At 59.3% G+C, this 24,942-nt stretch carries 21 protein-coding genes; 9 read left to right on the forward strand and 12 right to left on the reverse strand.

Translation table 11 applies throughout. The annotated features are described in order from the left end of the window. Positions 1–35 precede the first annotated feature (35 nt). The 4 genes from ACO07C_RS09265 to ACO07C_RS09280 form a co-directional block, all read right to left on the reverse strand. On the reverse strand, positions 36–2,504 hold the full coding sequence (locus ACO07C_RS09265; RefSeq protein ID WP_421913873.1) for a glycogen/starch/alpha-glucan phosphorylase: 2,469 nt from the start codon (positions 2,502–2,504) through the stop codon (positions 36–38). A gap of 144 nt (positions 2,505–2,648) precedes the next feature. Continuing rightward, positions 2,649–3,431: an ATP-binding cassette domain-containing protein gene (locus ACO07C_RS09270; RefSeq protein ID WP_421913874.1), complete on the reverse strand. Its 783-nt coding sequence runs from the start codon at positions 3,429–3,431 to the stop codon at positions 2,649–2,651. Continuing rightward, positions 3,428–4,510 (reverse strand): ABC transporter permease, encoded by a 1,083-nt coding sequence (locus ACO07C_RS09275; protein WP_421913875.1) that lies wholly within the window; start codon positions 4,508–4,510, stop codon positions 3,428–3,430. Before ACO07C_RS09275 ends, ACO07C_RS09270 begins: the two co-directional genes overlap by 4 nt. Positions 4,511–4,601: 91 nt before the next feature. Continuing rightward, positions 4,602–5,618 carry a sugar ABC transporter substrate-binding protein gene (locus ACO07C_RS09280; RefSeq protein WP_421917479.1) on the reverse strand — a complete coding sequence of 339 codons (1,017 nt, stop codon included), beginning with the start codon at positions 5,616–5,618 and terminating at the stop codon, positions 4,602–4,604. A gap of 232 nt (positions 5,619–5,850) precedes the next feature. Between ACO07C_RS09280 and ACO07C_RS09285 the strand changes: the two genes are divergently transcribed. From ACO07C_RS09285 to ACO07C_RS09300, 4 genes are all read left to right on the forward strand, one after another. Continuing rightward, positions 5,851–7,077 (forward strand): ROK family transcriptional regulator, encoded by a 1,227-nt coding sequence (locus ACO07C_RS09285; RefSeq protein WP_421913876.1) that lies wholly within the window; start codon positions 5,851–5,853, stop codon positions 7,075–7,077. Then, a complete protein-coding gene (locus ACO07C_RS09290) occupies positions 7,078–7,518 on the forward strand; it encodes an RbsD/FucU family protein (protein ID WP_421913877.1) in 441 nt (146 codons plus the stop codon). A 2-nt stretch (positions 7,519–7,520) separates the two neighbouring features. Next, positions 7,521–8,444: a carbohydrate kinase family protein gene (locus ACO07C_RS09295; RefSeq protein ID WP_421913878.1), complete on the forward strand. Its 924-nt coding sequence runs from the start codon at positions 7,521–7,523 to the stop codon at positions 8,442–8,444. A 255-nt stretch (positions 8,445–8,699) separates the two neighbouring features. Beyond that, the gene (locus ACO07C_RS09300) at positions 8,700–9,842 is read left to right on the forward strand and encodes a DegT/DnrJ/EryC1/StrS family aminotransferase (protein ID WP_421913879.1); all 1,143 of its coding nucleotides are present in this window, start codon (positions 8,700–8,702) and stop codon (positions 9,840–9,842) included. A gap of 85 nt (positions 9,843–9,927) precedes the next feature. Here the strand turns inward: ACO07C_RS09300 and cysQ are convergent, their stop codons facing one another. From cysQ to cysD, 3 genes are read right to left on the reverse strand one after another with little or no spacing between them, the layout of a single operon-like run. Then, positions 9,928–10,716 (reverse strand): 3'(2'),5'-bisphosphate nucleotidase CysQ, encoded by a 789-nt coding sequence (cysQ, locus tag ACO07C_RS09305; RefSeq protein ID WP_421917480.1) that lies wholly within the window; start codon positions 10,714–10,716, stop codon positions 9,928–9,930. A gap of 10 nt (positions 10,717–10,726) precedes the next feature. Further along, positions 10,727–12,664, reverse strand: a complete 1,938-nt coding sequence (gene cysN, locus ACO07C_RS09310) for a sulfate adenylyltransferase subunit CysN (RefSeq protein WP_421913880.1) — start codon at positions 12,662–12,664, stop codon at positions 10,727–10,729. Between the two features lie 2 nt (positions 12,665–12,666). Beyond that, the gene (cysD, locus tag ACO07C_RS09315) at positions 12,667–13,572 is read right to left on the reverse strand and encodes a sulfate adenylyltransferase subunit CysD (RefSeq protein WP_421913881.1); all 906 of its coding nucleotides are present in this window, start codon (positions 13,570–13,572) and stop codon (positions 12,667–12,669) included. Between the two features lie 402 nt (positions 13,573–13,974). Between cysD and ACO07C_RS09320 the strand changes: the two genes are divergently transcribed. Both ACO07C_RS09320 and ACO07C_RS09325 read left to right on the forward strand, forming a co-directional pair. Next, entirely contained in the window at positions 13,975–15,351 is a 1,377-nt protein-coding gene (locus tag ACO07C_RS09320; RefSeq protein ID WP_421913882.1) for an O-antigen ligase family protein, read from the forward strand. 16 nt (positions 15,352–15,367) lie between these two features. Further along, positions 15,368–16,321: an NAD-dependent epimerase/dehydratase family protein gene (locus tag ACO07C_RS09325; RefSeq protein ID WP_421913883.1), complete on the forward strand. Its 954-nt coding sequence runs from the start codon at positions 15,368–15,370 to the stop codon at positions 16,319–16,321. Here ACO07C_RS09325 and ACO07C_RS09330 read toward each other — a convergent pair. From ACO07C_RS09330 to ACO07C_RS09340, 3 genes are all read right to left on the reverse strand, one after another. Further along, positions 16,309–16,869 (reverse strand): sugar transferase, encoded by a 561-nt coding sequence (locus tag ACO07C_RS09330; protein WP_421913884.1) that lies wholly within the window; start codon positions 16,867–16,869, stop codon positions 16,309–16,311. The genes ACO07C_RS09325 and ACO07C_RS09330 overlap by 13 nt on opposite strands. A 3-nt stretch (positions 16,870–16,872) precedes the next feature. After that, on the reverse strand, positions 16,873–17,805 hold the full coding sequence (locus tag ACO07C_RS09335) for a glycosyltransferase family 2 protein (RefSeq protein WP_421913885.1): 933 nt from the start codon (positions 17,803–17,805) through the stop codon (positions 16,873–16,875). Between the two features lie 212 nt (positions 17,806–18,017). Further along, a complete protein-coding gene (locus tag ACO07C_RS09340; RefSeq protein ID WP_421913886.1) occupies positions 18,018–19,964 on the reverse strand; it encodes an SDR family NAD(P)-dependent oxidoreductase in 1,947 nt (648 codons plus the stop codon). Positions 19,965–20,388: 424 nt separating this feature from the next. Between ACO07C_RS09340 and ACO07C_RS09345 the strand changes: the two genes are divergently transcribed. The 3 genes from ACO07C_RS09345 to ACO07C_RS09355 all read left to right on the forward strand — a co-directional run bounded on the left by ACO07C_RS09345 (position 20,389) and on the right by ACO07C_RS09355 (position 22,782). Beyond that, on the forward strand, positions 20,389–21,180 hold the full coding sequence (locus ACO07C_RS09345) for an ABC transporter permease (RefSeq protein ID WP_421913887.1): 792 nt from the start codon (positions 20,389–20,391) through the stop codon (positions 21,178–21,180). Beyond that, positions 21,120–21,926 (forward strand): ABC transporter ATP-binding protein, encoded by an 807-nt coding sequence (locus ACO07C_RS09350; protein ID WP_421913888.1) that lies wholly within the window; start codon positions 21,120–21,122, stop codon positions 21,924–21,926. Before ACO07C_RS09345 ends, ACO07C_RS09350 begins: the two co-directional genes overlap by 61 nt. A 130-nt stretch (positions 21,927–22,056) precedes the next feature. Beyond that, the gene (locus ACO07C_RS09355; RefSeq protein WP_421913889.1) at positions 22,057–22,782 is read left to right on the forward strand and encodes a sulfotransferase family 2 domain-containing protein; all 726 of its coding nucleotides are present in this window, start codon (positions 22,057–22,059) and stop codon (positions 22,780–22,782) included. A gap of 26 nt (positions 22,783–22,808) precedes the next feature. Here the strand turns inward: ACO07C_RS09355 and ACO07C_RS09360 are convergent, their stop codons facing one another. Together ACO07C_RS09360 and ACO07C_RS09365 are read right to left on the reverse strand one after the other, a co-directional pair. Then, positions 22,809–24,056, reverse strand: coding sequence for a glycoside hydrolase family 99-like domain-containing protein (locus tag ACO07C_RS09360; protein WP_421913890.1), 1,248 nt, complete (start codon positions 24,054–24,056; stop codon positions 22,809–22,811). After that, positions 24,057–24,926, reverse strand: a complete 870-nt coding sequence (locus ACO07C_RS09365; RefSeq protein WP_421913891.1) for a class I SAM-dependent methyltransferase — start codon at positions 24,924–24,926, stop codon at positions 24,057–24,059. Positions 24,927–24,942 lie beyond the last annotated feature (16 nt).

Below are 24,942 nucleotides of genomic sequence, written 5' to 3' on the forward strand. Positions count from 1 at the left end.
TGGGACCACATTGTTCGTGGCCTCATGCAATCACATCAGACAGGTACGTTCCAGATTTCTTTCGCGTATTGACGGATCGTGCGATCCGAAGAGAACCAGCCGACACGCGCGACATTGTGGATCGCCTTGGCATACCAGTCCGGACTGTTGCGCCAGACGGCATCGACATCGCGCTGTGCGGCCGCATAGGCGTCGAAATCGGCGGCGACCATGAACCAGTCGCTCTGATACAGGCCATTGATAAGGTCGCGATAACGCTCAGGATCGTCGGGCGAGAAAACGCCCGACGAGACCGCGGCCACTGCCTGCGCCAGTTCAGGTGAGCCCTCGATCACCGACCGCGGATTGTAGCCATTGTTGCGCCGCTCGGCGACCTCGGCGGTTGTCAGGCCGAAGATGAAGATGTTGTCGTCGCCAACGCATTCCTTGATCTCGACATTGGCGCCATCGAGCGTGCCGATGGTGAGCGCGCCGTTCAGCGCGAACTTCATGTTCCCGGTGCCCGAGGCTTCCATGCCGGCAGTCGAGATCTGTTCGGAGAGGTCGGCGGCCGGCATCATGATCTCGGCTAGGCTGACATTGTAGTTCGGCACGAACACAAGCTTCAAAAGGCCGCGCACGGCCGGATCGCGGTTGATGACCTTGGCGACATCATTGGCGAGTTTGATGATCAGCTTGGCATTGTGGTAGCTGGGGGCCGCCTTGCCGCCGAAGAATTTTACGCGAGGCATCCAGTCGCGTTCGGGATGCGAGCGTATCTGGTCATAAAGCGCGATCGCCTCGAGGATGTTCAGAAGCTGGCGCTTGTATTCGTGGATGCGCTTGATCTGGATGTCGAACAGCGCCGAGGGATCGACCTTGATGCCGAGCCGGTCGGCAACGAGATTGGCCAGACGTGCCTTGTTGGCCCGCTTGACGGCGGCGAACTTGTCGCGGAAGGCGGGATCGCCAGCGAAGGCATCGAGCCCCTTGATCTCCTCGATGTCATCGAGAAAGCGATCGCCGATCGTCTCTCGGGCAAGCGACGTCAGACCGGGGTTGCACTGGATCAGCCAGCGCCGTGGCGTGATACCGTTGGTCTTGTTGTTGATGCGCTCGGGATAGAGCTTGTGGAGATCGGCAAACACCGTCTCCTTCATCAGGTCGGTGTGCAAGGCTGAGACGCCGTTGATCGAATGCGAGCCGACAAAAGCCAGATTGCCCATGCGCACCCGTCGGTCACCGTTTTCCTGTATGAGCGAGATGCGGCTGATCTGCTCATCCGAGAACTGGTTGGTGGCACGTGCCTCCAGCAGCACCTGCGCGTTGATGGCATAGACGATCTGCATGTGGCGCGGCAAAAGCCGCTCGAACAGCGGCACCGGCCAGCTCTCCAGCGCCTCCGGCAAAAGCGTGTGGTTGGTATAGCCGAAGGTGCGGATGGTGATGTTCCAGGCAAGATCGAAGTCCATGCCGTGGACATCCATCAGCAGACGCATCAGTTCCGGCACGGCGATCGCCGGGTGGGTGTCGTTGAGATGGATCGCTGCCTTGTCGGGCAGCGACTTCAGGTCGCCATACTGGCTGAGATGACGCTGGACGATATCCTGCAGCGACGCGGTGGAGAAGAAATACTCCTGGCGCAGCCGCAGTTCCTGGCCGGCCTTGTGGGAATCCGCGGGATAGAGAACGCGTGACAGGGCATCGGCCTTGTTGCTTTCGGCAAGCGCGCCGATGTGGTCGCCGGCGTTGAACTTGTCGAGCAGGATCGGATCCACCGGCATGCCGGACCAAAGGCGCAGCGTATTGACGCGATTAGCCCGCCAGCCGACCACCGGCGTGTCATACGCGACGGCCAGGACATGTTCGGTCGGCTTCCAGACGTGACGCTCCAGCCTGCCGTCCCTCGACGTGATCGACTCCACCGAGCCGCCAAAACCAACATCGAAGGAGCGTTCGCGCCGCTCGAATTCCCAGGGATTACCATGATCGAGCCAGGTCTCCGGCAACTCCACCTGCCAGCCGTCATGGATTTCCTGCCTGAACATGCCGTTGGCATAGCGGATGCCATAGCCATGCGCGGGAATGTCGACCGTCGCCATGCTTTCCATGAAGCATGCCGCGAGCCTGCCAAGACCGCCATTGCCAAGGGCCGCATCGGGTTCGAGCGCGGCGATGACATCGAGATCGACGCCAAGAGACGACAGCGCCTGACGCATGTTCTCCATCAAGCCGAGATTGGAAAAGGCATCCCGCATCAGTCGGCCAATGAGGAACTCCAGCGACAGGTAATACACCCGCTTTTCCTGCTGGTCGTAAGCTTCCTTCGTCGCCTGCATCCAGTGGTCGACGATGCGATCGCGCACGACCTTGATCGAGGCGGTCAGCCAGTCGTACTGCGTGGCGACAGTCGTGTCCTTGCCGACGCGGTATTTGAGGGACATCAAGACTTCTTCGGCGAGCGTCTTGGGATCGGGATTTTCGAGTGCGGGCTGGGGGGCTTCGGATGTCATCGCGCGCGTCATGCTGCCTCTCGTGCGGTTGCCACGATCATACCGGCTTTCGCCGTTCCTCCCAGCCCATGCTAATGCATCCCTTCATATATTCAATCGATTTAGAGAAGCTTGACCAACTTCCCCTGCGGCAATTTGGCAAATGGGCACCCTGGTCTACGCCGCCAGCGCTGCTTCCGGCGGAACTTTCGCTCCGGTCATGAAGGCTACGGCATCCGACATCGAATACTGCTTGGGATCGATGACGGCCAGACGACGGCCCAACCGATGAATGTGGATGCGGTCGGCAACCTCGAAGACATGTGGCATGTTGTGCGAGATCAGCACGATCGGCAGGCCGCGTTTCTTCACGTCTAGGATCAGTTCGAGCACACGTCGGCTCTCCTTGACGCCAAGCGCCGCGGTTGGCTCATCCATGATCACCATCTTGGAGCCGAATGCAGCGGCGCGCGCCACCGCAACGCCCTGGCGCTGGCCGCCCGATAGCGTTTCCACCGCCTGGCTGATGTTCTGGATGGTCATCAGGCCAAGTTCGGTGAGCTTTTCGCGAGCGCGCTTTTCCATCTCCGGACGGTCGAGCATGCGAAGCCATTGTCCGACGAAGCCCGGCTTGCGGAGTTCGCGACCAAGAAACATGTTGTCGGCGATCGACAAGGCAGGCGACAGTGCCAGGTTCTGGTAGACGGTTTCGATGCCAGCCTCGCGAGCCTCCATTGGCGATTTGAAAGCGATGGGCTTGCCTTCAAGCCGGATCTCCCCCTCGTCGGGGGTGACCGCGCCGGAAATCGCCTTGATCAGGGATGACTTGCCGGCGCCGTTGTCGCCGATGACAGCGAGAATTTCGCCCGGATAGAGATCGAAGTCGGCGTTGTCTAGGGCGGTGACGCGACCATAGCGCTTGACAAGGCCACGCGCGGTAAGGATGGGCTGCTGGGTCATCCTGAAATCTTTCTGATCCACTGGTCGATGCCGACCGCGACGATGATAAGGGCGCCGACGGACAACTGCGTCCATTGCGGGTCAGTCCCCCACAGGCGCAGTCCCAACGCGAACACGCCAACGATAAGTGCACCGAAGATGGTGCCGAGGATGGAGCCGCGCCCGCCAAACAGCGAGGTGCCGCCGATCACGACGGCAGTGATGGAATTGATGTTCTCGAATTGGCCGGCTTGCGGCGATACCGACCCGATGCGCCCGATCAGGGCCCAGCCTGCAATGGCGCAGATGAGGCCGGTCAGCGTATAGACCGCGAGCAGCATCCGGTCGACGCGAACACCGGAGAGTTCGGCCGCTTCCGGGTCGTCACCCACAGCATAGACGTGCCGTCCCCAGGCGGTGTGGTTGAGCACGTACCAGGCGATGGCGGCCATGACCAGCATGAGAAGCACGCCATAGGTGAAGACGGCGCCGCCCACCTTGAACGAGCCACCAAAGAACTGCAGCAGGGGCGCAGTCGTCTCAAGATCCTGGCTTCGAATGGTCTCGTTGCCCGAATAGATGAAGTTGATGGCCGCATAGATCGACCATGTGCCCAGCGTCACGATGAAAGGCGGCAACTTTACGCGGGCGATCAGAAAGCCGTTTATCAGGCCACAGATCGCGCCGACGAGCAGGCCGACCGCGACCGCCACCGGAGCAGGAACGCCGTAGTGCATGGCGAACTGGCCCATCACGACCGAACTCAGCACCATGATTGCGCCGACGGAAAGGTCGATGCCGGCGGTCAGCACCACCAACGTCTGCGCGATGCCGACCATGCCGGTTATCGCCACCTGCTGCAGGATCAGCGTCAAGGTGAAGGGCGAAAAGAAGCGCCCGCCGACGACGATGGCAAAGAGGATCACCGACAGCAGCAGGATGATCAGCGGCACCATTGCAGGGCTTTTGTGCAGCCGGTGCTGGATGCTCTCCAACGCTGTACGGGAATGGGTATCGAACGACGCGACACTCTTGTCGCTTGCGTTCAATGTCTTTTCGAATTCCTGCGGTCCGCTGACTTTGGTTGTTTCAACGCTCAACTCGGCCTCCCCGCCTTATATGTGGAGCGGTCGAGGCCGCTCCACATTATTATTATCGTTGTCTCAAGATTGAGCCGATCGCGGGGTCAAATCAACCCCAGCACTTGGCGAGGCCTGCCTTGGTATCGATGGAGTCGATACCGGCAGCCGGCTTGTCGGTAATGAGCGTGACACCGGTGTTGTAGAAGTTCAGGCCAGGCGACGGTTCCGGCTTCTTGCCGGTATCCGCGAAGGCCTTGATCGCCTCGATGCCGAGCGAGGCCATCAGCAGCGGATATTGCTGCGCGGTGGCGCCGATGATGCCTTCGGCAACGTTCTTGACACCTGGGCAGCCGCCGTCGATGGAAACGATCAACACGTCCTTCTCCTTGCCGACGGCTTTCAGCGCCTGATAGGCGCCAGCGGCAGCCGGCTCGTTGATGGTGTAGACGACGTTGATGTTGGGATCCTTCTGCAGGCAATTCTCCATGGCGGTGTGGCCGCCATCTTCATTGCCACCCGAGAGATCGTGGCAAACATTGCGCGGATCCTTCTCATCGCCGATCTTCTTGGGATCACCGAGGTCGATTCCGAAACCCTTCATGAAGCCCTGGTCGCGCTGCACGTCGACCGAAGGCTGGCTGGCGATCAGATCCATGTAAGCGATGTGTGCGTCCTTGGCCTTGTCGCCCAGGGTTGCCTTGGCCCAGGAGCCGATAAGCTCGCCGGCCTTGAAATTGTCGGTCGCAAATGTCGCATCCGCGGCATCGGCAGGCTCTAGCTGCGTATCCAGGGCGATCACCAGAAGTCCGGCGTCGCGCGCCTTCTTTACTGCCGGCACGATCGCCGCCGTATCGGTGGCGGTGATGAGGATGCCCTTGGCGCCATCGGCGATGCAGGATTCAATCGCCGCGACCTGGCCTTCATTGTCGCCTTCCGCCTTGCCGGCGTAGGCTTTGAGATCAACGCCGATTTCCTTCGCCTTCGCCGTGGCGCCTTCCTTCATCTTGACGAAGAAGGGATTGGTGTCGGTCTTGGTGATGAGGCAGGCGCTGACATTGGCGGCAGATGCCGCCGACGTAAAGGCCATCAGGCCCAGTCCAGCCGCAGCAAAGACGGTGGACTTCAATAGCGATGTCTTGGTCACGTTTATCCTCCCAGTGGAACCATTTCGGCCGCCGGCCAACCGGCAGCCGCACAAGCGCCCAAACGAAATCTCCCAGCATGGACGCCCTTCGCCAAAAGACACCAGACCGATGGTACTGTCAATAATTAAATCACTCTTATTTATTATTGACACTCTTGCCTTCACCGCTCATTCTGGCCCAAAAGCATCAAGGGGAAACAACGGGAGGAACAGGGTGGAAACCGGCATTGCGAGGCACGGTTCGCCCGAGGCGGCCGATAGCCGGCTTCACCGCGGCACCAACCAGAGCGGAATGCGGGACCACAATGAGCGGCTCGTGCTTTCGCTGGTTCGCCAGCATGGCAGCCTGGCCAAATCCGACATCGCCCGCATGACCGGACTGTCCGCCCAAACCGTATCCGTCATCATGCGTGAGCTCGAAGACGACAATCTGCTCGTGCGTCAGGCGCCGTTGCGCGGCAAGATCGGCCAACCCTCCATTCCGATGGCGCTGAATCCCGAGGGTGCGTATTTCATAGGCTTGAAGATTGGCCGCCGCAGCGCCGAACTGGTGCTGATCGACTTCCTCGGCAATGTCCGGTCGATGCTGCAACACTCTTACCGCTACCCGGCGCCCCGAGAAACAGTCGAATTCGTCACCTCCGGAATGGCGAAGATGCGCGCAGAACTCACCCCCGCGCAAAACAAGCGCATTGCCGGGCTCGGCATCGCCATGCCGTTCGAGTTGTGGAACTGGGCCGATACCGCGGGCGCGCCTCGCGACGTGATGGATGAATGGCGCCATCGCGACATTCGCGCCGATATCCAGTTGCAGTGCGAATTTCCGGTCTATCTTCAGAACGATGCCACGTCGGCGTGTGGCGCCGAGCTTGTTTTCGGCCATGCCGGAGCCGCCCGCGACTTCGTTTATTTCTACATCGGCGCCTTCGCCGGAGGTGGGATTGTGCTGAATGGGCGCCTCTACGGAGGTCCTACCGGCAATGCCGGTGCGCTGGGATCCATGCCGGTACCCGGGCCCGATGGAAAGCCCACCCAGCTGATCGACGTGGCGTCGATCGCCATGCTGGAAAAAGCCCTGAACGCGCGTGGTGTCGAAGCCTCGCATCTGTGGACATCGCCCGAGGACTGGGGCGAAATCGGCGTTGAGCTTGACGACTGGATCGCCGACGCCGCGCAGGCTCTCGCCTATGCCATCGTGGCCGCATCCTCGGTCATCGATTTCGAGGCGGCGATCATCGACGGCTGGATGCCGCTCAGCGTGCGCCGACGGCTGGTCGATGCCGTCATCGAAGCCATCGGCAAGATCGACGGCGAAGGTCTGAAGCTTCCCACCGTTCGCGAGGGGACCGTCGGCATTCATGCGCGTGCGTTGGGTGGCGCCAGTCTGCCGCTTTCCGAACGCTTCCTCATCGGATCGACCACGATCTCCAGGAGCGCCTGAATGCTGATCGGAATCCCAGCGCTGCTTGGTCCGGAGCTTCTGGCAACCCTGCGCGCCATGGGCCATGGCGATGAAATCGCTCTCGTCGATGGAAACTATCCGGCCGAGGAGCAGGCACACCGGCTCATCCGCGCCGACGGCCACCATCTTGCGCCCGTGCTCGATGCCATCTTGAGCGTGTTGCCCGTGGACGACGCCGTGCCGGAGGCGCTGTTTCGCGCGTCGGTCAAGGGCGACCCCAGGCTCGCCGATCCCGTTCATCACGAGATGGAGGCGATCTGTGCAAAACACGCGCCGGGCCGCAAGGTGGTTGCACTGGCCGGCGCCGACTTTTATGCACGAGTCAAGGCCGCGCACGCGATCGTCGCCACGAGTGAACCCCGGCTTTATGCCAACATCATCATCCGCAAGGGCGTGATCTATCCGCCGGAGACCGACTAGCCATGATCCTTTGCTGCGGCGAAGCCCTCATCGACATGTTGCCGCGCACCACCACGCTGGGCGAGCCGGCCTTTGCACCCTATGTCGGCGGAGCGGTTTTCAATACGGCAATCGCGCTAGGCCGCCTGGGCGCTCCGGCTGGATTCTTCTCCGGCCTGTCGTCCGACCTGTTCGGCGGCCAGTTCAGGGACGCGCTGGGAGCGAGCAAAGTCAGTTCCACCTACGCGCATACCTCGCCGCGCCCGACCACGCTTGCCTTTGTACGGCTCGACAACGGCCAGGCGACCTATACTTTCTACGATGAGAACACGGCCGGGCGCATGCTGACGACCGACGACCTGCCCGAGCTTGGCGGCGAGATCGAGGCCATGCTTTTTGGCGCCATCAGCCTGATCTCCGATCCGGCGGGGGCCGCCTATGAGGAATTCATGAGGCGCCAGCACGCCCAGCGCGTCATGATGCTTGACCCCAACATCCGGCCGAACTTCATCCCGGACAAGGCCAAGCACTTGCGGCGCATCCGCGGCATGATGGCGATGGCCGACATCGTGAAACTGTCCGACGAAGACCTGCTCTGGTTCGTTGAAGCCGGCTCGCATGAGGATGTCATTCGCAACTGGCTGGATCGCGGCCCGAAGCTGATTGTCGTCACGCACGGCAGCGAGGGCGCCGTCGGCTACAGCAGGGATCACAAGGTCACGGTCATGCCAGAGAAAGTCACCGTGGTCGACACGGTCGGCGCCGGCGACACCTTCAATGCCGGCATCCTCGCCTCACTTCACGAGCAGGGCTTGCTCACCAAGACAGCAGTTTCCACCCTGTCGAAAGACGCGATCGAAAAGGCGCTGGCGCTTGGGGCAAAGGCCGCGGCAGTGACCGTATCACGGGCCGGCGCCAACCCGCCCTGGCGTCATGAGATCGGCTGACGGAGCCATCACGTGCTCAAGATAAGTTGAGTTTGTAGATCACTTTATGTTTCGAAGTGCCGTTCGCCCGGATTATAAGACCTGGATGGCAAGCCCGACGAAGCCGGATTTCCGGCATCTTGCGAAGGCACACCGGAGAATGCTGGTAACAGACTGCGACACTTGAGCAATTCACGGTTTGCCCGTTTGGCTTTCTCGACCGCCGCAACTCTGGTACCAGCGGCCGGTTATCTGGCTAACCCGTTTGAGGCCGACATGCAGTTCATCGATCTTGGCGCACAGCGCGAACGAATCCGCGACCGGCTGAAAGCCGCAATCGACCGCGTCGTCGACGAAGGCCGCTACATCCTGGGTCCCCAGGTCACTGAATTCGAAAACAAGCTCGCTGCCTATATCGGCACCAAGCATGTCGTCGCTTGCGCCAACGGCACCGACGCGTTGCTCTTGCCGCTGTTCGCGGCCGGCATCGGCCCGGGCGACGCGGTATTCGTACCGAGCTTCACCTTCGCCGCCACCGCCGAAGTGGTGGCGCTGGCCAAGGCAGAGCCGGTTTTCGTCGATGTCGATCCCGTTACCTACAACATCGACATCGCCAGCCTTGAGGCGGCCATCGCCATGATAAAGAAGGAAGGCCGGCTGAGGCCGAGGGCGATCATCCCGGTGGACCTGTTCGGCCTCGCAGCCGATTACGATGCCATCATGGCGATCGCCAATCGCGAGAATCTGATGGTCATCGAGGACGCGGCCCAGTCCATGGGCGGTTCGGCAGACGGCAGGATGTGCGGGTCGTTCGGCGCGGTCGGCTCGACCAGCTTCTACCCGGCAAAGCCGCTGGGTTGCTATGGCGATGGCGGCGCGATGTTCACCAATGACGACGCGCTGGCGGAACAGCTTCGGTCATTCGCATTTCACGGCAAGGGCGAAACGCAATATGACAATGTCCGCGTCGGCATCAATTCGCGGCTCGACACGCTGCAGGCCGCGATCCTGATCGAGAAGCTGGCTATCCTTGAGGACGAGATGGGCGCCCGCCAGGTCGTCGCAAACCGTTACGCTGAAGGTCTCGGCGATATCGTCACGGCGGCCCGCAACCTTGACGGCGGCCGCTCGGCCTGGGCACAATACGCCATCGAGACGCCGAAGCGCGACGGGCTGAAGGCGCATCTTCAGGAAAAGGGCATCCCGTCGGTCATCTACTATGTGAAACCGTTGCATGAGCAGATCGCCTACCGCGACTATCTGCGGACGCCGACTGGCCTCGCCGTTTCAGAAGACCTGCCCAAGCGCATCCTGTGCCTGCCCATGCACCCCTATCTCAGCGAAGCCGATCAGGATCGGATCATCGAGACGATCCGGAACTATATCGGATCGAATTCGGCGCAGGCCGCGGCCGAATAGGACCGACTGCACCGCGCTCCCCTATCGATAAGCGGCTTGGATTCCTGGATCAGGCTCGAGATGACAAAAGGCGATGTCGTGTCTCTCACGCGGACTGCGTGAGATTGCCGCTGGCAATGAAGTGCGGATTGGCAAAATCCGCGTCATCGTTCTGGTTGCGCTTGCCATAGAGCAGAGCTTTGCCGTCCAAAGTGCGCGTCATGCCACCTGCGGCGCGAAGCACGGCATCTCCGGCAGCGGTGTCCCATTCCATGGTGCGGCCAAAGCGTGGATAGACGTCTGCCTCGGCGCCGGCGACGAGACAGAATTTCAGCGACGAGCCGACAGAGACGATCTCGGCTGCGCCGAGACCACGAATATAAGCATCCGTCTCGGGAGTGTTGTGCGACCGGCTCGCAACGACGGCCAGCGGCGTCACGGCCTGCCGTACTGAAATCGGCCGACGCTCGACAATGTGATAATCGCCATCGATTTCGAGTGATTCCGCCTTGCCCGGCCGACCGGAAAAGAAACGGCCTGTACACGGCGCAAAGACGACGCCGACTTCCGGGACGCCATGGCGGACAAGGGCGATGTTGACGGTAAAATCGGTCCGGCGGTTGACGAATTCCTTGGTGCCGTCGAGCGGGTCGACCAGAAAGAAAGCCCCATCCAGGTCGGGCGGCACGATGCCGGCGGACGCTTCCTCCTCGGCCACGCAAGGAATCCCGGGATAGGCCGCGCGCAATCCGGCGAGGATGATCCTCTCACTCTCGCGGTCCGCCTCGGTCACCGGCGAACTGTCGGTCTTCTGATCGACCGCACAGCCCGCATGGAAGACGCGCATCACCTCGCGTCCGGCCGCCAGGGCCAGACCTTCGAAGATTTCGAGCATCAGCCTGTCGTCAGATTCCGCCGCCGCTGTCGTATTGGTCTTCGGCAATGTCACGCTCGTTCAGCCAGAGTTCCAAGGCCTCTACCATCTCTTCGGCCGACTTGCCGAGGGTTTTCAGATGGATTTCGGGTTTTTCCGGAGCCTCGTACGGTGAATCCACACCGGTGAAATTCTTGATCTCGCCATTCAGCGCGCGGGCGTAGAGCCCCTTTGGATCGCGTCTGGCACACTCTTCAAACGGCGTATCGACGAACACCTCGACGAACTCGCCCTCGGCCATCAATTCCCGAGCCATGCGCCGCTCGGCGCTGAATGGTGAAATGAAGGAAACGATGACGATCAAGCCGGCGTCCGCCATCAGCCGCGCAACCTCGGCGACGCGGCGAATGTTTTCGACGCGATCGGCGTCGGTGAATCCGAGATCACGGTTAAGGCCGTGACGCACATTGTCGCCATCCAGAATGTAGGTATGGCGCCCGGTGGCGAAGAGCTTCTTTTCCAACAGGTTGGCAATGGTGGACTTGCCGGATCCGGAAAGCCCGGTGAACCAGAACACCGCGGGCCGCTGGTTCTTCATGTCGGCTCGGACGCGCTTGCCGACATCGAGCGATTGCCAGTGGATGTTCTCTGCGCGTCGCAGCGAGTGCAGGATCATGCCGGCACCGACCGTCGCGTTGGTGATGCGATCGATCAGGATGAAGGCACCGGTCGTGCGATTCTCGGCAAAATTGTCAAACGCGATCGGCGCCCGCGTCGAGATATTGCAGATGCCGACTTCGTTCATTTCAAGCGACTTGACCGCCTCATGGCCAAAATCGTTGACATTGACCCGATACTTCAAGTCGGTGACGGTAGCGCTGGTCTGGTCGGTTTCGGTCCGCAGAATATAGGATCGACCCGGCAGCAGCGCATGTTCGTCAAACCAGACGACGTTGGCGGCGAACTGGTCGGCGACCTGCGGTCGGGCTGCCGGTGAAACCAGCATGTTGCCCCGCGACACCTCGACCTCGTCGTCCAGGACCAGGGTGATGGCCTGGCCGGCAACCGCTTGCTTCAAATCTCCACCATAAGAAACGATGCGCTTGACGCGGGAGGATTTTCCCGATTTGGCGACGACGATTTCGTCGCCCTGCGAAATCGCACCGGAGGCGATTGTTCCAGCAAAGCCGCGAAAGTCGAGATTGGGCCGGTTCACATACTGGACTGGAAAGCGGAACGGCAGATCGACCATGGCCTGATCCACCGAGACGGTTTCGAGATGCTCGATCAGCGTTGGGCCGGAATACCACTGCGTCTGGGCGGAACGGATGGTAACATTGTCGCCGAAACGGGCGGACATCGGTATCGGCATGATCGTCTGGAAGCCGAGCTCATGCGAGAACTGCCTGTAGTCCTCGACGATCCGTTCGAAGACAGCCTTGTCGAAACCCACGAGATCGAACTTGTTGACTGCCAGTACGATGTGCCGGATGCCGAGCAGCGAGGCTATGATCGAATGGCGCCGGGTCTGGCGCAGCACACCCTGGCGGGCGTCGATCAGCACTATGGCAAGATCCGCCGTCGAGGCGCCGGTAGCCATGTTGCGCGTATACTGTTCGTGACCGGGCGTATCGGCAACGATGAACTTGCGCTTTGGCGTGGCAAAGAAGCGGTAGGCCACGTCGATTGTGATGCCTTGCTCGCGCTCGGCCTCCAGGCCGTCGACCAGAAGCGCGAAATCGATGTCGTCGCCGGTGGTGCCGTGCTTGCGCGAATCGCGCTCGAGCGCGGCGAGTTGATCCTCGAATATCTGCTTGGTGTCCGACAGCAGGCGCCCGATCAATGTAGACTTGCCGTCGTCGACGGAACCGCAAGTCAGGAAGCGCAGCAACGATTTCTTTTCCTGCGCCGCCAGGTAATCGCGGACGCCGTCGGTTGGGGCGAGGCTCTTGGCCATGGTGTGGCGCATGCTCAGAAGTATCCCTCGCGCTTCTTCTTTTCCATCGAGCCTGCTTCATCGCGGTCGATCAGGCGACCCTGCCGCTCCGAGGTGCGCGCGGTGAGCATCTCGCCGACGATGGCTTCGAGCGTATCGGCATCGGACTCGATCGCGCCGGTCAGAGGATAGCAGCCGAGAGTGCGGAACCGCACCAGCCGGTTCTCGACCGCCTCGCCTGGACGCAACTGCATGCGATCGTCGTCCTTGAGGATAAGCATGCCGTCACGCTCCACGACAGGCCGCTCCTTGGCAAAATAGAGCGGCACGATCGGGATGTTCTCCTGCAGGATGTACTGCCAGATGTCGAGTTCGGTCCAGTTCGACAACGGAAACACGCGGATCGATTCACCGGCCGCGATCCGCGTGTTGAATATCTTCCACATCTCCGGACGCTGGTTTTTCGGGTCCCAGACATGCTGGGCGTTGCGGAAGGAAAAGATGCGCTCCTTGGCGCGTGACTTTTCCTCATCGCGACGGGCGCCACCGAACGCAGCGTCAAAGCCGTATTTGTCGAGTGCCTGCCGCAGCGCTACGGTCTTCATCACATGGGTGTGGGTGTTCGAACCATGGTCGAACGGATTGATGTTGTCGCGGACGCCATCCTCGTTGACGTGGACCAGAAGATCGAAGCCGAGCTTCTGCGCCATCTGGTCGCGAAAGGCGATCATCTCCCGGAATTTCCATGTGGTGTCGACATGGAGAAAGGGAAAAGGTGGCTTTGCGGGGTAAAACGCCTTCATTGCCAGGTGCATCAGCACCGAGGAATCCTTGCCGACCGAATAGAGCATCACCGGTTTGGAAAAGGCCGCGGCAACCTCGCGGAAAATGTGGATGGATTCAGCTTCAAGCCGCTGAAGATGCGTAAGCGCTGCTGTCATGGACTGTTAGCGTTCTCTCGTGCCATCCAGCGGAAGGACCTCGCTTCAATCGTCGAGTTGTGTTTCGCCCGGTCAAGCTTCACGTCTGGACATGTATTTCCGTGCCGGCGTTCTAGCAGATCGCAGCCATCCAGAACAATGCAAGACGCGCACGCCGACACGCAACTCGGGAATGAATTTTCCATTCCGGACCCAGAACTCGAAAATTTCTACTCAGGAGCTCAAAGGTCAGGAAAAGACAGGAAAAATATTGCCTGGATAGGTAGCGCGGACGGGCGTTGAACGCACTATCTCCCGTGATCACGATCGGGTGGACATTGATGCCGATTTTTGATGGCGCTCCGGCTTGCCGCACTATCGAAACCCTTGCCCAGCCGCTATACCGGAAAATGGGCAGACTGCATGAAGCTATATGCGCAAAAATCGACGGGCCTCATATTCTCTTCAACTAATGCAAGCGCAACCGCGGAAATCTCCGAAATTGTGAACTGGATCATTGAGCCGGCTTTCCTCCATAAAAGAAAATTCACACCGCCACTGGCGAATATCTACTTCTCCATTGCTTGCTTTCTCTCTCCGGTCGTCGGGTCAGCCGTCAGCTTTGTCTTCAACGGCGGCGGTCTGTGGTCGCTGGTGCTGATCGCGCTGAAGAGAAGGCGCTTCAATAGCGATCGCCCCATGCTCGCCATGACCGCCGCTATATACGCCTATTGCGGAGCCAATCTCCTGGCGTCCATCATCAACAATTCGATCGTCAGGGACGCTTCGCATCTTCTTTCCCTCGTTACCTTTCTGATTTTTCCCTTATCCTATTCGACCTGGAGCATTTCGCGGAAAACCACGCTTGTCCGTGTCATCATCGCAAGCAGCATCTGTGCTTGCCTTGGCGCATTGCTGCTGGCGATCATCCAGCAATACTGGCTGGGAATACGGGCCAAGGGCGGGGCGGGAAATGCAATCGTGTTCGCTGAAGTCGCCTGCCTCAGCGTCATGATCTGCCTGACGGCCATTATATCAGGCATTGAGAAGGCCAAGGGTGGCGTTGCCGACGCCGCGGTGCTCGCCGGCACGGTCGCCATCATCTATTCTGGATCGCGCATCCTCTGGCTTGCGTTGTTGGTTGCCGGCATTGCCGTCCTTGTGATCAACCTGCGGGGGCTCAAGGGAACGAACGCCATTCGCCTGCTGCTTTTGCTGGTAACGACAGGTGTCGTCAGCGCGGTCCTCGGGTTCCGAGTCATCGCCGACCGTGCGGATTTTCTCCTTGCCGACTGGAATTCGCTCACGAACCATGGCGACTACGGCACAGCCTTGGGGCTGCGTGTCGCGCTATGGGATATCGGCTTGAAGGCGTTCCGCGAGGCGCCGCTGTTCGGGCATGGGATGGGGGCGGTCTCTCCGCTGATGATGAAGGGCTTCCAGGAGCAATACGGGATGACAGCGGGATTCAGCCACTTCCACAATGGCTTCCTGACCGCGCTGGTCGGGGCAGGTGTCCTCGGCGCGGTGACGCTGGCGGCGGTCTTCGTCGTTGCCGCGCGGAATGCAGCCAAAGTGCTGAGCACCAGCATTGATCCAGCCGAGCGGTTTGGCGCCACCATGATCGTCATTGTGGTGATCACCTATCTCATCGCTGGAATGACCGGCATTCTGGTTGGCCACGACATTCTGGATTCCGTGCTGATGATCTTCCTGGTGACGGGAACGTATCTCGCATCCGGGCGCACAATGGCACTGCCGGAAACGCACATCCATCCGACCGCGTCAGCGGCCCGTTAGCGTACCGGGCCGGACGATGAAAGTTCTTGTGACAGGCGCAACCGGCTTCATCGGCAGCCTTGTGGTTCGGCAACTGCGTGCAGCCGGGATCGAAGTGCGCACGGCTTCCCGTCACCCTGAACGGCTGGGTGTCGGAAGCGATGCCGTGCGGTTGCCGGAGCCCGGCGCCCCGGTCGAGACCTTTGTCGCGCTTATGCAGGATGTGACCGAGGTCGTTCATTGCGCCGGCCTGAACAATGACCAGGGCAATGCGACCGAAGCCGATTTTCGGACCGCCAATGTGGAATTGACCGAACGGCTGGCGCGCGCCGCCGCCGCCCGGGTGAGCGGGCGCTTCATCTACCTGTCCTCGATCCGGGCCGTGATCGGTGCCGATTTCAGTGGAACGATCGACGAGCGCACGGTTCCTGCCCCGCGATGCGCCTACGGCCGTTCAAAGCGGGACGGCGAGATCAGGGTGTTGGAGGCCTACACGTCATCAGGTCGCGCCGATGCCACGGCGCTGCGCCTGCCGCCGGTCCATGGAGCGGGCATGAAGGGGAACCTAGCCGCGCTGATGCGCCTGGCCGATACCGCCCTGCCCCTGCCGACCGCCGCCTTTTCAGGCGTCCGCTCGCTGATCGCGCGCGAGGCCGTGGCCAGGGCGGTGCTGCACTTGTTGACCAGCCCGCCCCCGCTTCGCCCGGTCTATTTCGCCAGCGATGTGCCTGCCCTCCCCGTGGCGGCCGTGGTCGAGGCCTTCCGGCAGGGTTTCGGGCGCCAAGCGCGGCTTATTCCCATCCCATCCGCATTGATGCGGCCAGTTGCATCCCTGTTGGGCAAAGGCAAGGCGTGGGACAGGATGACGGCGACGCAGATATGCGATCCATCGTTGCTGATATCGGAGGGCTGGACGCCGGAGATCGATACCGCCCGGCGGCTGAGAGAAATGGCGCGGCAGGCCAAATTCGGGCCCGCTCAGCCCTTGTAGATCGTGCGAAGCAGAATCCTCAGATCAGACCCGAAAGAAGCGGTCGTCAGATATTCGGCATCGGTTTTGGCGAGCAGCCTGGGGTCCGACATGTCGATGCCCCGGACCTGCGCCAGGCCGGTCATGCCTGGAAGCGCCGACAGGACGCCCAGCCGCTCGCGACGTTCGATCAACTCCGTCTGCGTGGGCAGACATGGGCGAGGACCGACCAGGCTCATCTCGCCTTTCAAGACGTTCCAGAGCTGTGGCAATTCATCGAGCTTGTAGGTTCGCAGGACCCTTCCGACCGCAGTGACCGAATTCGCCGGCGCCTCATGCGTCGGCAGGGACGGTGTGCCGATATACATGGTCCTGAGCTTGTGGCAGCGAAACAGCGCCCCGTTGCGCCCGATCCGGATTTGCGAAAGGAGCGCCGGGCCCGGCGAGGAAGCCCGCACCAGGATGAAGGCAATCACCAGGACAGGCGACGTCACCAACAACAAGAACGCCGCCGCGACCAGATCGAATGCGCGCTTCGGTCCACCATAGGCGGGAGGCATCGTCGGCATGATCTAGACCCGCCCGCAGATGGTTGCGAAGTAGAGCCCAAGCGTTCCAAAGAGTGTCTGTCTATAAACGCCGCTTCGGCGCAGATAGCTCAGTCGGCGGAAAACACCACCACTTCGCGATTCGATGAACAGATCGAGGCACGCGGCCGAATCCGCGGCAAGAAGGTCGCGGTTGACGGCAAGACCGCTGAGATTCTTGTCGGTCCAGTCGGCAAACTGACCCTTCAGCAGGCGTCCGAGCCTGGAGAAGCGTGCCTTCCACGAAACGTTGGCCCCGACCAGGTTCGCCTCATGCTGCCGGTAACGCACTAGGGGGCGTGGATCGTAGTGAACGACGCCGCCGGCCGCCGTCACGATGAGATAGGCCCACCAATCATGACTGACAAATTGCGTTCGCACCGACGCCATGGCCAGCAATTGGCGCGCCGTGCGGTTGAGCATGACGGTGTTGCCGCCGGCGATGCTCTGCACCAGCGCATTGCGAAATGAAGGGGGGCGCTGGAACAGCGGCGAACATCCCAGGAGGCTTCCCGACTTGGACATGGTCGCGGTCCGCGAACAGAACATGAGCGGTATGTCGACGTCCTGCATCCGCATCCAACGCAAGGCGGCTTCAAGCCTGTCCGGCTCCCAGATGTCGTCCTGATCGCAAAAGGCATAGTAGTCGGCCTCGATTCGCGGATCGATGATCATCGACCGGAAATTGGCGGCAAAACCCTGCCGCGGGCCGTCCACAAGGGTCAGCAGCCCCTTCGGCCAGCGCGGCCGCCATGCCTCGACGATGGCGGTCGTGGCGTCAGTCGAGCCGTCGTCGGAAATCCACAGATCGATGGAAGGCTGCGACTGCGCAAGCAGGGACGCGAACTGCTCATCGATGAAAGCCGCGCCGTCCTTCGTGGCCATCAAAATGGCGATGCGCTGATCCTGTTTGCTCACGAGCTACGAATATCCTTCAAATACCTGAGAGCAACCATGGATGATTTGGAATCGCCTAGGAGCGGTGGTCAAGCCTTTGAGGCACCGGTCTCGAGCCTGTTCCATCCCGATGGAATCGGGATGGGGCTCTATCTGTTTGCTTGAGCATGACCTCTGGACAAACGAGAACCGTTTGTCCGAGAAGGCCGGATTGCACCCTTCGGGATCATGCTCTAGCCCGCCTGTCCGACTGTTTTGGGGGATGAGCCCAGAACCGTGCCGTCGAGAGATGGCGCCGGCCGATGAAGACCCGCCATGACAGCGAGCGACAAGGCCTTGTCCTGGGTTTTCATGGCGGTCTGCAGCGCGGTGAGCGCGGACTGCACTCTTGGCCATTCGGCGACATCCATTCTCAAGCCGAAAATCTTCGATATTTCGAGCTCGACCAGTTCCTCGTTCTCGCCCTGAAGCGTCTCGTGAAGTTTCTCACCCGGCCGGATGCCGGTGAACCGGATCGGAATGTCGGTGTAAGGGCTTTTGCCCGCCATGCGGATCATCGTTTCGGCGACTTCGAGGATCGGCACCGGCTTGCCCATGTCGAGCATATAGATGGCATAATCCTCCCTGCCCTCGCGCGAGGCCGCGTCGGCCGCCGACATGATGACGAGATCGACGGCTTCCACCAGCGTCATGAAATAACGCGTCATGCGCCGGTCCGTTATTGTGACGGGGCCGCCAGCCTCGATCTGCGACTGGAAGATGGTGGCGACCGAGCCATTGCTGCCAAAGACATTGCCGAACCGCACGGCAAAGAACCTTGTGCCGCAGCGCTGACCGTTTGCGCCGATGGCGTTCGTTTCATGCAGGGAACTGACGATCTGTTCGGCGGCCCGTTTGGTCATGCCCAGCACGGAGGAAGGGTCCACCGCCTTGTCGCTTGAAATCAGCACGAACTGCGGAACACCGAATTTGGCGGCAACCTCGGCGCAGACCAGGGTTCCGAAGACATTTGTCTCGATCGCCGATTCCCAGTTTTCCTCGAGCAGGGGAACGTGCTTGAGCGCCGCGGCATGGAAGACGATGCATGGTTTGAACTCGCCGATGACGCGTGTCATCTGCTGCCGGTTCGCCACGTCGACAATGCGGACCTTGAGGCGCGCATGGTCCTTCTCGTCGATATACTGGCTCAACTGGAAGATGCCGAATTCGGAATTGTCGGCGACCAGCACGGCCTCGGCTCCCAGTTCAAGCGACCGTTTGACCAGCGTGCGCCCGATGGATCCCGCGCCACCGGTCACCAGCACGCGCTTGCCCGCGACAAAGGCGCCGATGCGCTCTATGTCGGACGGCACCGTCGGGCGGCGCAGGATGGTTTCCATCTCGACAGCGTCAAGAACCAGATTCCCGCCCTGCCCCAGCTCGGAAAAGCCGGCAAACTGCACGACCGCTATGCCGCTGTGGCGGGCCACGCGCACCAGTTCCGAATACTCCTCGATCTCGCGCTCCGCCCCATTGCCGAAAATCAGCATATCGAGGCTCTTGGTGCCGCTGGCGTAATCTTCCAGGACTTCCATAAGGCGCGGCCGCGCCGCCACGACCGGAACACCCTGGATCCTGTGGCCCAAGGGCGCCCCTTCATCGATCGCCATGATGCCGGCGATGGAATACTCGCCGGGCTCCGCCGTTCGCGTGAAACGGATGATCAGGTCGGCCTCGCCAAGCCGGCCGACGAACAGCGCCTGCTTGGCCGGGGTCTCGTCGCCCCTGCGACGCATCGCCCGCCAGCTCGCTCCGTCGCGAAGGAACCGGTAGAAGAGACGGGGGCCGGAGATGATGGTGAACGAGACGAGAAAGAAGACGATGAACTGACGCTCGTTGAGGCCGGCGACGGGATGGAAATAGCGCACCACCAGCGAGACGACATAAAGGACAAGCGTGAGAATGCCGCAGCTCTTCAGGATGTTGAAGAAGTCCGGCGTCGAAGCAAAGCGCCACACGGTGTTGTAGAGACCGCAGTATCTGAAGAGCAGATGGCTGATGATTGCGATGCTCGCCCAGCATACCAGGCCGGCATAGGACAAAATATCGAACGACAGGTTCGATCTCGACAGCACAAGGCTGAGCGCCACCGCGACCAGGACCATGGCGACGTCCTGAACCATGATGAAGGAACGCCGCATATCCGGTCGAAGTCCGAATATGACTTTCAGGTGTGAATCCATTGGGCGGCACTAGACTCCAGGCTCGAGAATATGGCCGCTAGTGTGCTCGCAGTCGAACCCGTTCGACCACGCCAATCTATCGTACCAATACCCCGGCCCCCACCGTCTGTATCGCATACTGCGGAGACGCGGTCATCGCCAGATATTTTTTTCCAACGGGAATCGGTTGAGGCACCTGGCTGCCTGTCTAAAGATTGCCTCGATAGGCTTTGCACACGTGATGATATCAACTCTCTCCGCACCTTCATGACGCAGTCTGTTGCCAGATGGTCGACGCAATGGTTATGAAGCGTCGGGTTTGGCGGTCGTGATAGTGCACTGGTGTCTCCATTGGAGTTGGTGCACCCAATATTGGTAACAACAGATTGGCACACCAGGAACTATGATTGCTGCATTGAAAGGCGCCATCGACGATATCGGCAAGGCGATGAGGCTGTACAGGGTCTGGGTTGCGCTGGCTCACGAAGATATCGGCGACCAACATAGACGCACAACGCTAGGTCCGCTTTGGCTGCTGGTCAACTATGTGGCGTTCGTGGGCACGTTCGTTTTCGTGTTCCAGCCAGCCGGCAAGAATGCCGCCGGCTACGCTGCCTATGTCTCCATCGGGCTCCTGGTGTGGTTCTACCTGATGGAAGTCATGTCTATGAGTGTGTCTCTGTTCCAGCGAGAAGAGAGCTTCATAGAAGGCACCACGCTGCCGCTATTTGTCTATGTGATGCGGCTTGCGCTGCAGTCAGTGATTCGCGCCGGTTATGCGATCGCGGGTTGTGTTGCCATTCTGATCGTGAGCGGTTCGTTGGTGACATCGCCCTGGCTCTGGTCGCTGGTGGGATTACTGCTAATTTTGCTGGCGACCCCTGCGCTGATAACCGTCTTCGCATTCCTGGGAGCCTTCTTCCCCGACAGCCAGTTCATAGTTGGAAATCTGTTGCGGGTGGGCATGTTTTTCACGCCCGTTTTTTGGGTGTACAATGGTCAAGATGGTATCCAGAAATACGCCTATCATTGGAACCCTTTCACTTATTTCCTGGAAATCGTGCGCGTGCCGATCATGAGCGGGGAAATGCCCCTATACGCTTTCACCGTGACGGCACTGGTCTCCCTGCTTACATGGATGATTGCATTGCTGCTGCTTGGGCGGTACCGCAAGCAAGTCGTCTTCCTGATCTGAGTTCTCCGATGGTTTCTATTAAGCTGGACAATGTCAGCCTTGTTTACAGGCTGCACGAGAAGCTGACGCTATCCGCGCCGGATCGCCGCGTCTCGGGACCAGGCGGCAGGATCGAAAGCTCGCGTGGCAAGCAGTTCGTTCAGGCGCTGGACGGCATCAGCTTCGAATTGAAAGCCGGCGACCGTCTCGGCCTTGTCGGCCCGAACGGAGCAGGCAAGACCACCCTTCTGAAGGTTCTCTACGGAATTTACGAGCCATCCGGTGGGACCGTGGCGATCAATGGCAAGGTCGATGCGCTGTTCAACATCAATATAGGCTTTCGTCGTGAGGCCACCGGCCGCAGGAACATCGTTCTACGCGGTTTGATCAGCGGATGGACCGAAGCCGAGATCGAAGAAAAAATGGAGGACATCATTGCCTTCAGCGAGCTCGGAGACTTCATCGACCTGCCGTTCAAGGCCTACAGCCAAGGGATGGCCGCGAGATTGGCCTTCTCGGCGGCAACCGCGCTTGACCCCGAGATTCTGTTGATGGACGAGTGGATTGGCGCCGGCGACGCCTCCTTTCAGGACAAGGCCAAAAGGCGCATGGACGAACTGGCGGAAAAGGCAGGCATAATCGTTCTGGCGAGCCACAATGAAAGTCTTATCGAGAGCGTATGTACGAAGAAAATGACGCTGAAGAGTGGTCGGATAGAATCGATTACGACTGAGCCAGCGAAGCGCGTCCAAATCTCAATCGATTAGTTCAATCTGATAGGAGATAACCGCCGCTGGGCTTGTTGAGCGGCTTAGAGTTTGATTTATGGAATTGTTCCTCTACTAGAGGTACGGGTAATGGGGGAGCATTTTGCGAGGACCGAAACGGGCAGTTTTTTTGCATATTCAGAAAACTGCCGGAACTTCGATAATGATGATGGCGCGCGAGCGCTATGGAACGGGGGGCGTGATCAGCCATGCCGATTTCATGCACTTAGGCAGGGAAGGATGTGATTCGTACCCCTTCATCTCTGGCCACTTTGGGTACGATTTTGCCGAGCAATTACTAGAGGGGAGATATGCATTCACGATCCTGCGCGATCCTATCGAAAGGCTGATTTCCCTCTACTGGTTTAGCCGTGCCGCAACAGACGACAACATCCTCTACAGCACCGCCAAGGAACTTTCTTTCGAAGAGTTCTTACTGCTCGGGCGCGACCGCCGGGGAGCAACGTCACACCCGCTACGCCCACAAATCTGGAACAACCAGACCTATCAATTAGCTCATGGCTATGGGTCTGATGTTGATGTCGATGCTCACGAGCCGAAAATACTTCTCGCTAGGGCGAAACGAAATCTAGGCAACCTAAATTTTGTCGGCTTTACCGAGACGTTGAATTCAGACGCTCTCAGAATTTTCCGGGCATTGGGCGGATCCCCAAAGATTACGCGAACCGAAACCAACGTGACTGGCGAGCGCCCCAGAGCAGGCGATCTTCCTAGGTCTACCCTCGCCCTCCTTCGCGAGATGACTGAACTCGATCAGGAATTGTACCACTACGCCAAGGCTGACCGCTGGCCGCGTCGCATGACGGCATTTTGGCAAAGCAAAGCTCGCCGCTAGCTTAGCCTAGGAAATCGAAGACCTAGTTAGGTGGTCGGGCGACCTGAGCGCGAACTGCGGCGCTTAACTCTCCGGAATGCTCTATAGGTCAGCCGTGCAATCTTTAGTGCCAAGGGGCGATTATGAAGGTAAGCGGCAACCTTCCATTTAAGAGAGAGCGCGGCAGGCTTAAGATTCTTAGTCGACGACCTAAGCAAAGGATGGGTATCGTAGATCTCATCCACAGTTGATTCACCTCGCTTGACGCGCAAAGTTGCCTCCAAGAATCCACGACCGAACTCTCTATCCGGTTCTAGATGACAACCTTCTGCCCATTCATTCCAAGCGTTGACAAATACCAGTTGTTGAGTGCCATGCCGCTCGTTTTTGGTTCGGTCGGTCGCACCTTTCAACCAGCGCTCGTAGTTGTCGATTGTAGCACCTAAAACGATTAGCGCGCGATCCTGTACGCGAGCCGTGTTGTCCCAACTTGGAAAGACAGTCCGATAAATCCTCCGAACCCCGTGATCTCTTTGAAGATACTCCCTGGCCACATCGGCATATTCCACCGCATGTCCGCTATATGGCCTATAGGATGGAATTACATCATTCACAGATGTGACCCGCATATTATGCGGAGGGAACTCTACCCCCGCGTCGAATCCATACTGCTCATAGCTATCATTCCCATGTGTGAGCGCGGAGACGATATGTATCTCCCCGATTCCAACTTCGCGGCAACGTTCCCGCCATCGTTCGCCTGCCTTTCGTGCATCAGGAATATGCTGCGGACGATAAACTATCAGAACCGGTCTGCCCTCGGTCCTAATATATCGCTTATCACTGAAGAAAGGCACGACGCTGTCTATGAATCGCTCCTCCCACCCGGACGGGTACCGCTGCGCAATTAAGACTTCTTGCTCCGCAGCATCCCATCGGCGGGTCCAATTCTCGTTGGCCCAACAAAGGCAAAATGGCAAATCTGCCTCTTGGTCACTTAAAAATGCATCGACCGGCTTGTCGAGAAGACGCTTTCCATCAAACCAATAGTAGTGGAAACAAAATCCGTCGATCCCGTATTGTTTGGCCAGCGCAATTTGTTCGTGCTGTGTCTCGCGGAGCCGCAGATCGTAGAATCCAAGATCCGCCGGCAAATGTGGTTGGTAATGGCCGTCAAACAGCGGCCTGGCCTTGGTCACATTCGTCCATTCTGTAAATCCTTTGCCCCACCATCGATCATTCTCAGCAAATGGATAGAATTGCGGGAGATAGAAAGCGATAAATCTAACTGACATCTAACGTATTCCGAGCGATTTCTTTACTATTTTTCGCCCAGTCTTTCCTAAAAGGCGGCCTATTGCTTTTCTTATTTTCACGCCACCGGGTACATTTCCTACTATTTTTACGGAAAGGGAAGACTCGATTTTAGGTGGAGGATTGCGGACCAGCTCGAACTCGGGCAGAGCCGCCGCTGCTCCGACGGCTAAGACCACTGTCTGATAAACCTGTGAAAAAGCAGGAAAATCGAGAGCTTCCCGTAGCTTGAGCGAAGTGCGGCGCCAAGTGTCGACGAACTCCGTCATCTCAGGTGTCCGTAAAACGTAACGCGCGTCAACGATCTTGAGATCAGCTTGGCGGAAAAGATCCTGAATATTTTTCGCCCCAAAGAATCGAATATGTGTGCGGTCGAGCAAACCCCAGTCACGATAATCGACATCGTCGTCCAGTATAGAAGCGATCATGGCGGCGTGAGATGCATTTGGGATCGACGAGACGACACAACCTCCTGGACGGAGAAGCTTTTTTGCAAGTCGTAAGGTCAGCCACGGATCGATCAAATGCTCGAGCACATCCGCGATTACAATTACCTCAAATGTTCGACCACCAAGAGCTTTATCCCAATCCGCACTATTTAGGTCTCCCTGTATCACATCTGTGCAGAACGACTTCAATAGCGGTATGCAATTTGGATCGACTTCGAGAGCCGTCACACGGCACCCATTTTTTTCCACGAGAGGTCGGGCGATTGAACCTGGCCCGGCGCCGATTTCAAGAACGTCCTTATCCGTGCCGACCAATCTAAGGACATTTGCCGCAGCAGTGTCAGATTCCGTATCCACATCAAAGACATAGATATCAGCAGCAGTCTTTTTCAAGTCAATCATATCCGCCTTCTTTTAT

The sequence above is a fragment of the Mesorhizobium sp. genome, from assembly GCF_965229135.1.
In the GTDB taxonomy this organism is placed as follows: domain Bacteria; phylum Pseudomonadota; class Alphaproteobacteria; order Rhizobiales; family Rhizobiaceae; genus Mesorhizobium.

What these genes read in the sequence shown, in the direction of transcription:
- ACO07C_RS09265 (WP_421913873.1), bottom strand. Translation starts at nt 2,504, where the DNA reads ATGACGCGCGCGATGACATCCGAAGCCCCCCAGCCCGCACTCGAAAAT.
- ACO07C_RS09270 (WP_421913874.1), bottom strand. Translation starts at nt 3,431, where the DNA reads ATGACCCAGCAGCCCATCCTTACCGCGCGTGGCCTTGTCAAGCGCTAT.
- ACO07C_RS09290 (WP_421913877.1), top strand. Translation starts at nt 7,078, where the DNA reads ATGCTGATCGGAATCCCAGCGCTGCTTGGTCCGGAGCTTCTGGCAACC.
- ACO07C_RS09295 (WP_421913878.1), top strand. Translation starts at nt 7,521, where the DNA reads ATGATCCTTTGCTGCGGCGAAGCCCTCATCGACATGTTGCCGCGCACC.
- ACO07C_RS09300 (WP_421913879.1), top strand. Translation starts at nt 8,700, where the DNA reads ATGCAGTTCATCGATCTTGGCGCACAGCGCGAACGAATCCGCGACCGG.
- cysQ (WP_421917480.1), bottom strand. Translation starts at nt 10,716, where the DNA reads ATGCTCGAAATCTTCGAAGGTCTGGCCCTGGCGGCCGGACGCGAGGTG.
- cysN (WP_421913880.1), bottom strand. Translation starts at nt 12,664, where the DNA reads ATGCGCCACACCATGGCCAAGAGCCTCGCCCCAACCGACGGCGTCCGC.
- cysD (WP_421913881.1), bottom strand. Translation starts at nt 13,572, where the DNA reads ATGACAGCAGCGCTTACGCATCTTCAGCGGCTTGAAGCTGAATCCATC.
- ACO07C_RS09320 (WP_421913882.1), top strand. Translation starts at nt 13,975, where the DNA reads ATGAAGCTATATGCGCAAAAATCGACGGGCCTCATATTCTCTTCAACT.
- ACO07C_RS09325 (WP_421913883.1), top strand. Translation starts at nt 15,368, where the DNA reads ATGAAAGTTCTTGTGACAGGCGCAACCGGCTTCATCGGCAGCCTTGTG.
- ACO07C_RS09330 (WP_421913884.1), bottom strand. Translation starts at nt 16,869, where the DNA reads ATGCCGACGATGCCTCCCGCCTATGGTGGACCGAAGCGCGCATTCGAT.
- ACO07C_RS09340 (WP_421913886.1), bottom strand. Translation starts at nt 19,964, where the DNA reads ATGCGGCGTTCCTTCATCATGGTTCAGGACGTCGCCATGGTCCTGGTC.
- ACO07C_RS09345 (WP_421913887.1), top strand. Translation starts at nt 20,389, where the DNA reads ATGATTGCTGCATTGAAAGGCGCCATCGACGATATCGGCAAGGCGATG.
- ACO07C_RS09350 (WP_421913888.1), top strand. Translation starts at nt 21,120, where the DNA reads ATGGATGATTGCATTGCTGCTGCTTGGGCGGTACCGCAAGCAAGTCGT.
- ACO07C_RS09360 (WP_421913890.1), bottom strand. Translation starts at nt 24,056, where the DNA reads ATGTCAGTTAGATTTATCGCTTTCTATCTCCCGCAATTCTATCCATTT.
- ACO07C_RS09365 (WP_421913891.1), bottom strand. Translation starts at nt 24,926, where the DNA reads ATGATTGACTTGAAAAAGACTGCTGCTGATATCTATGTCTTTGATGTG.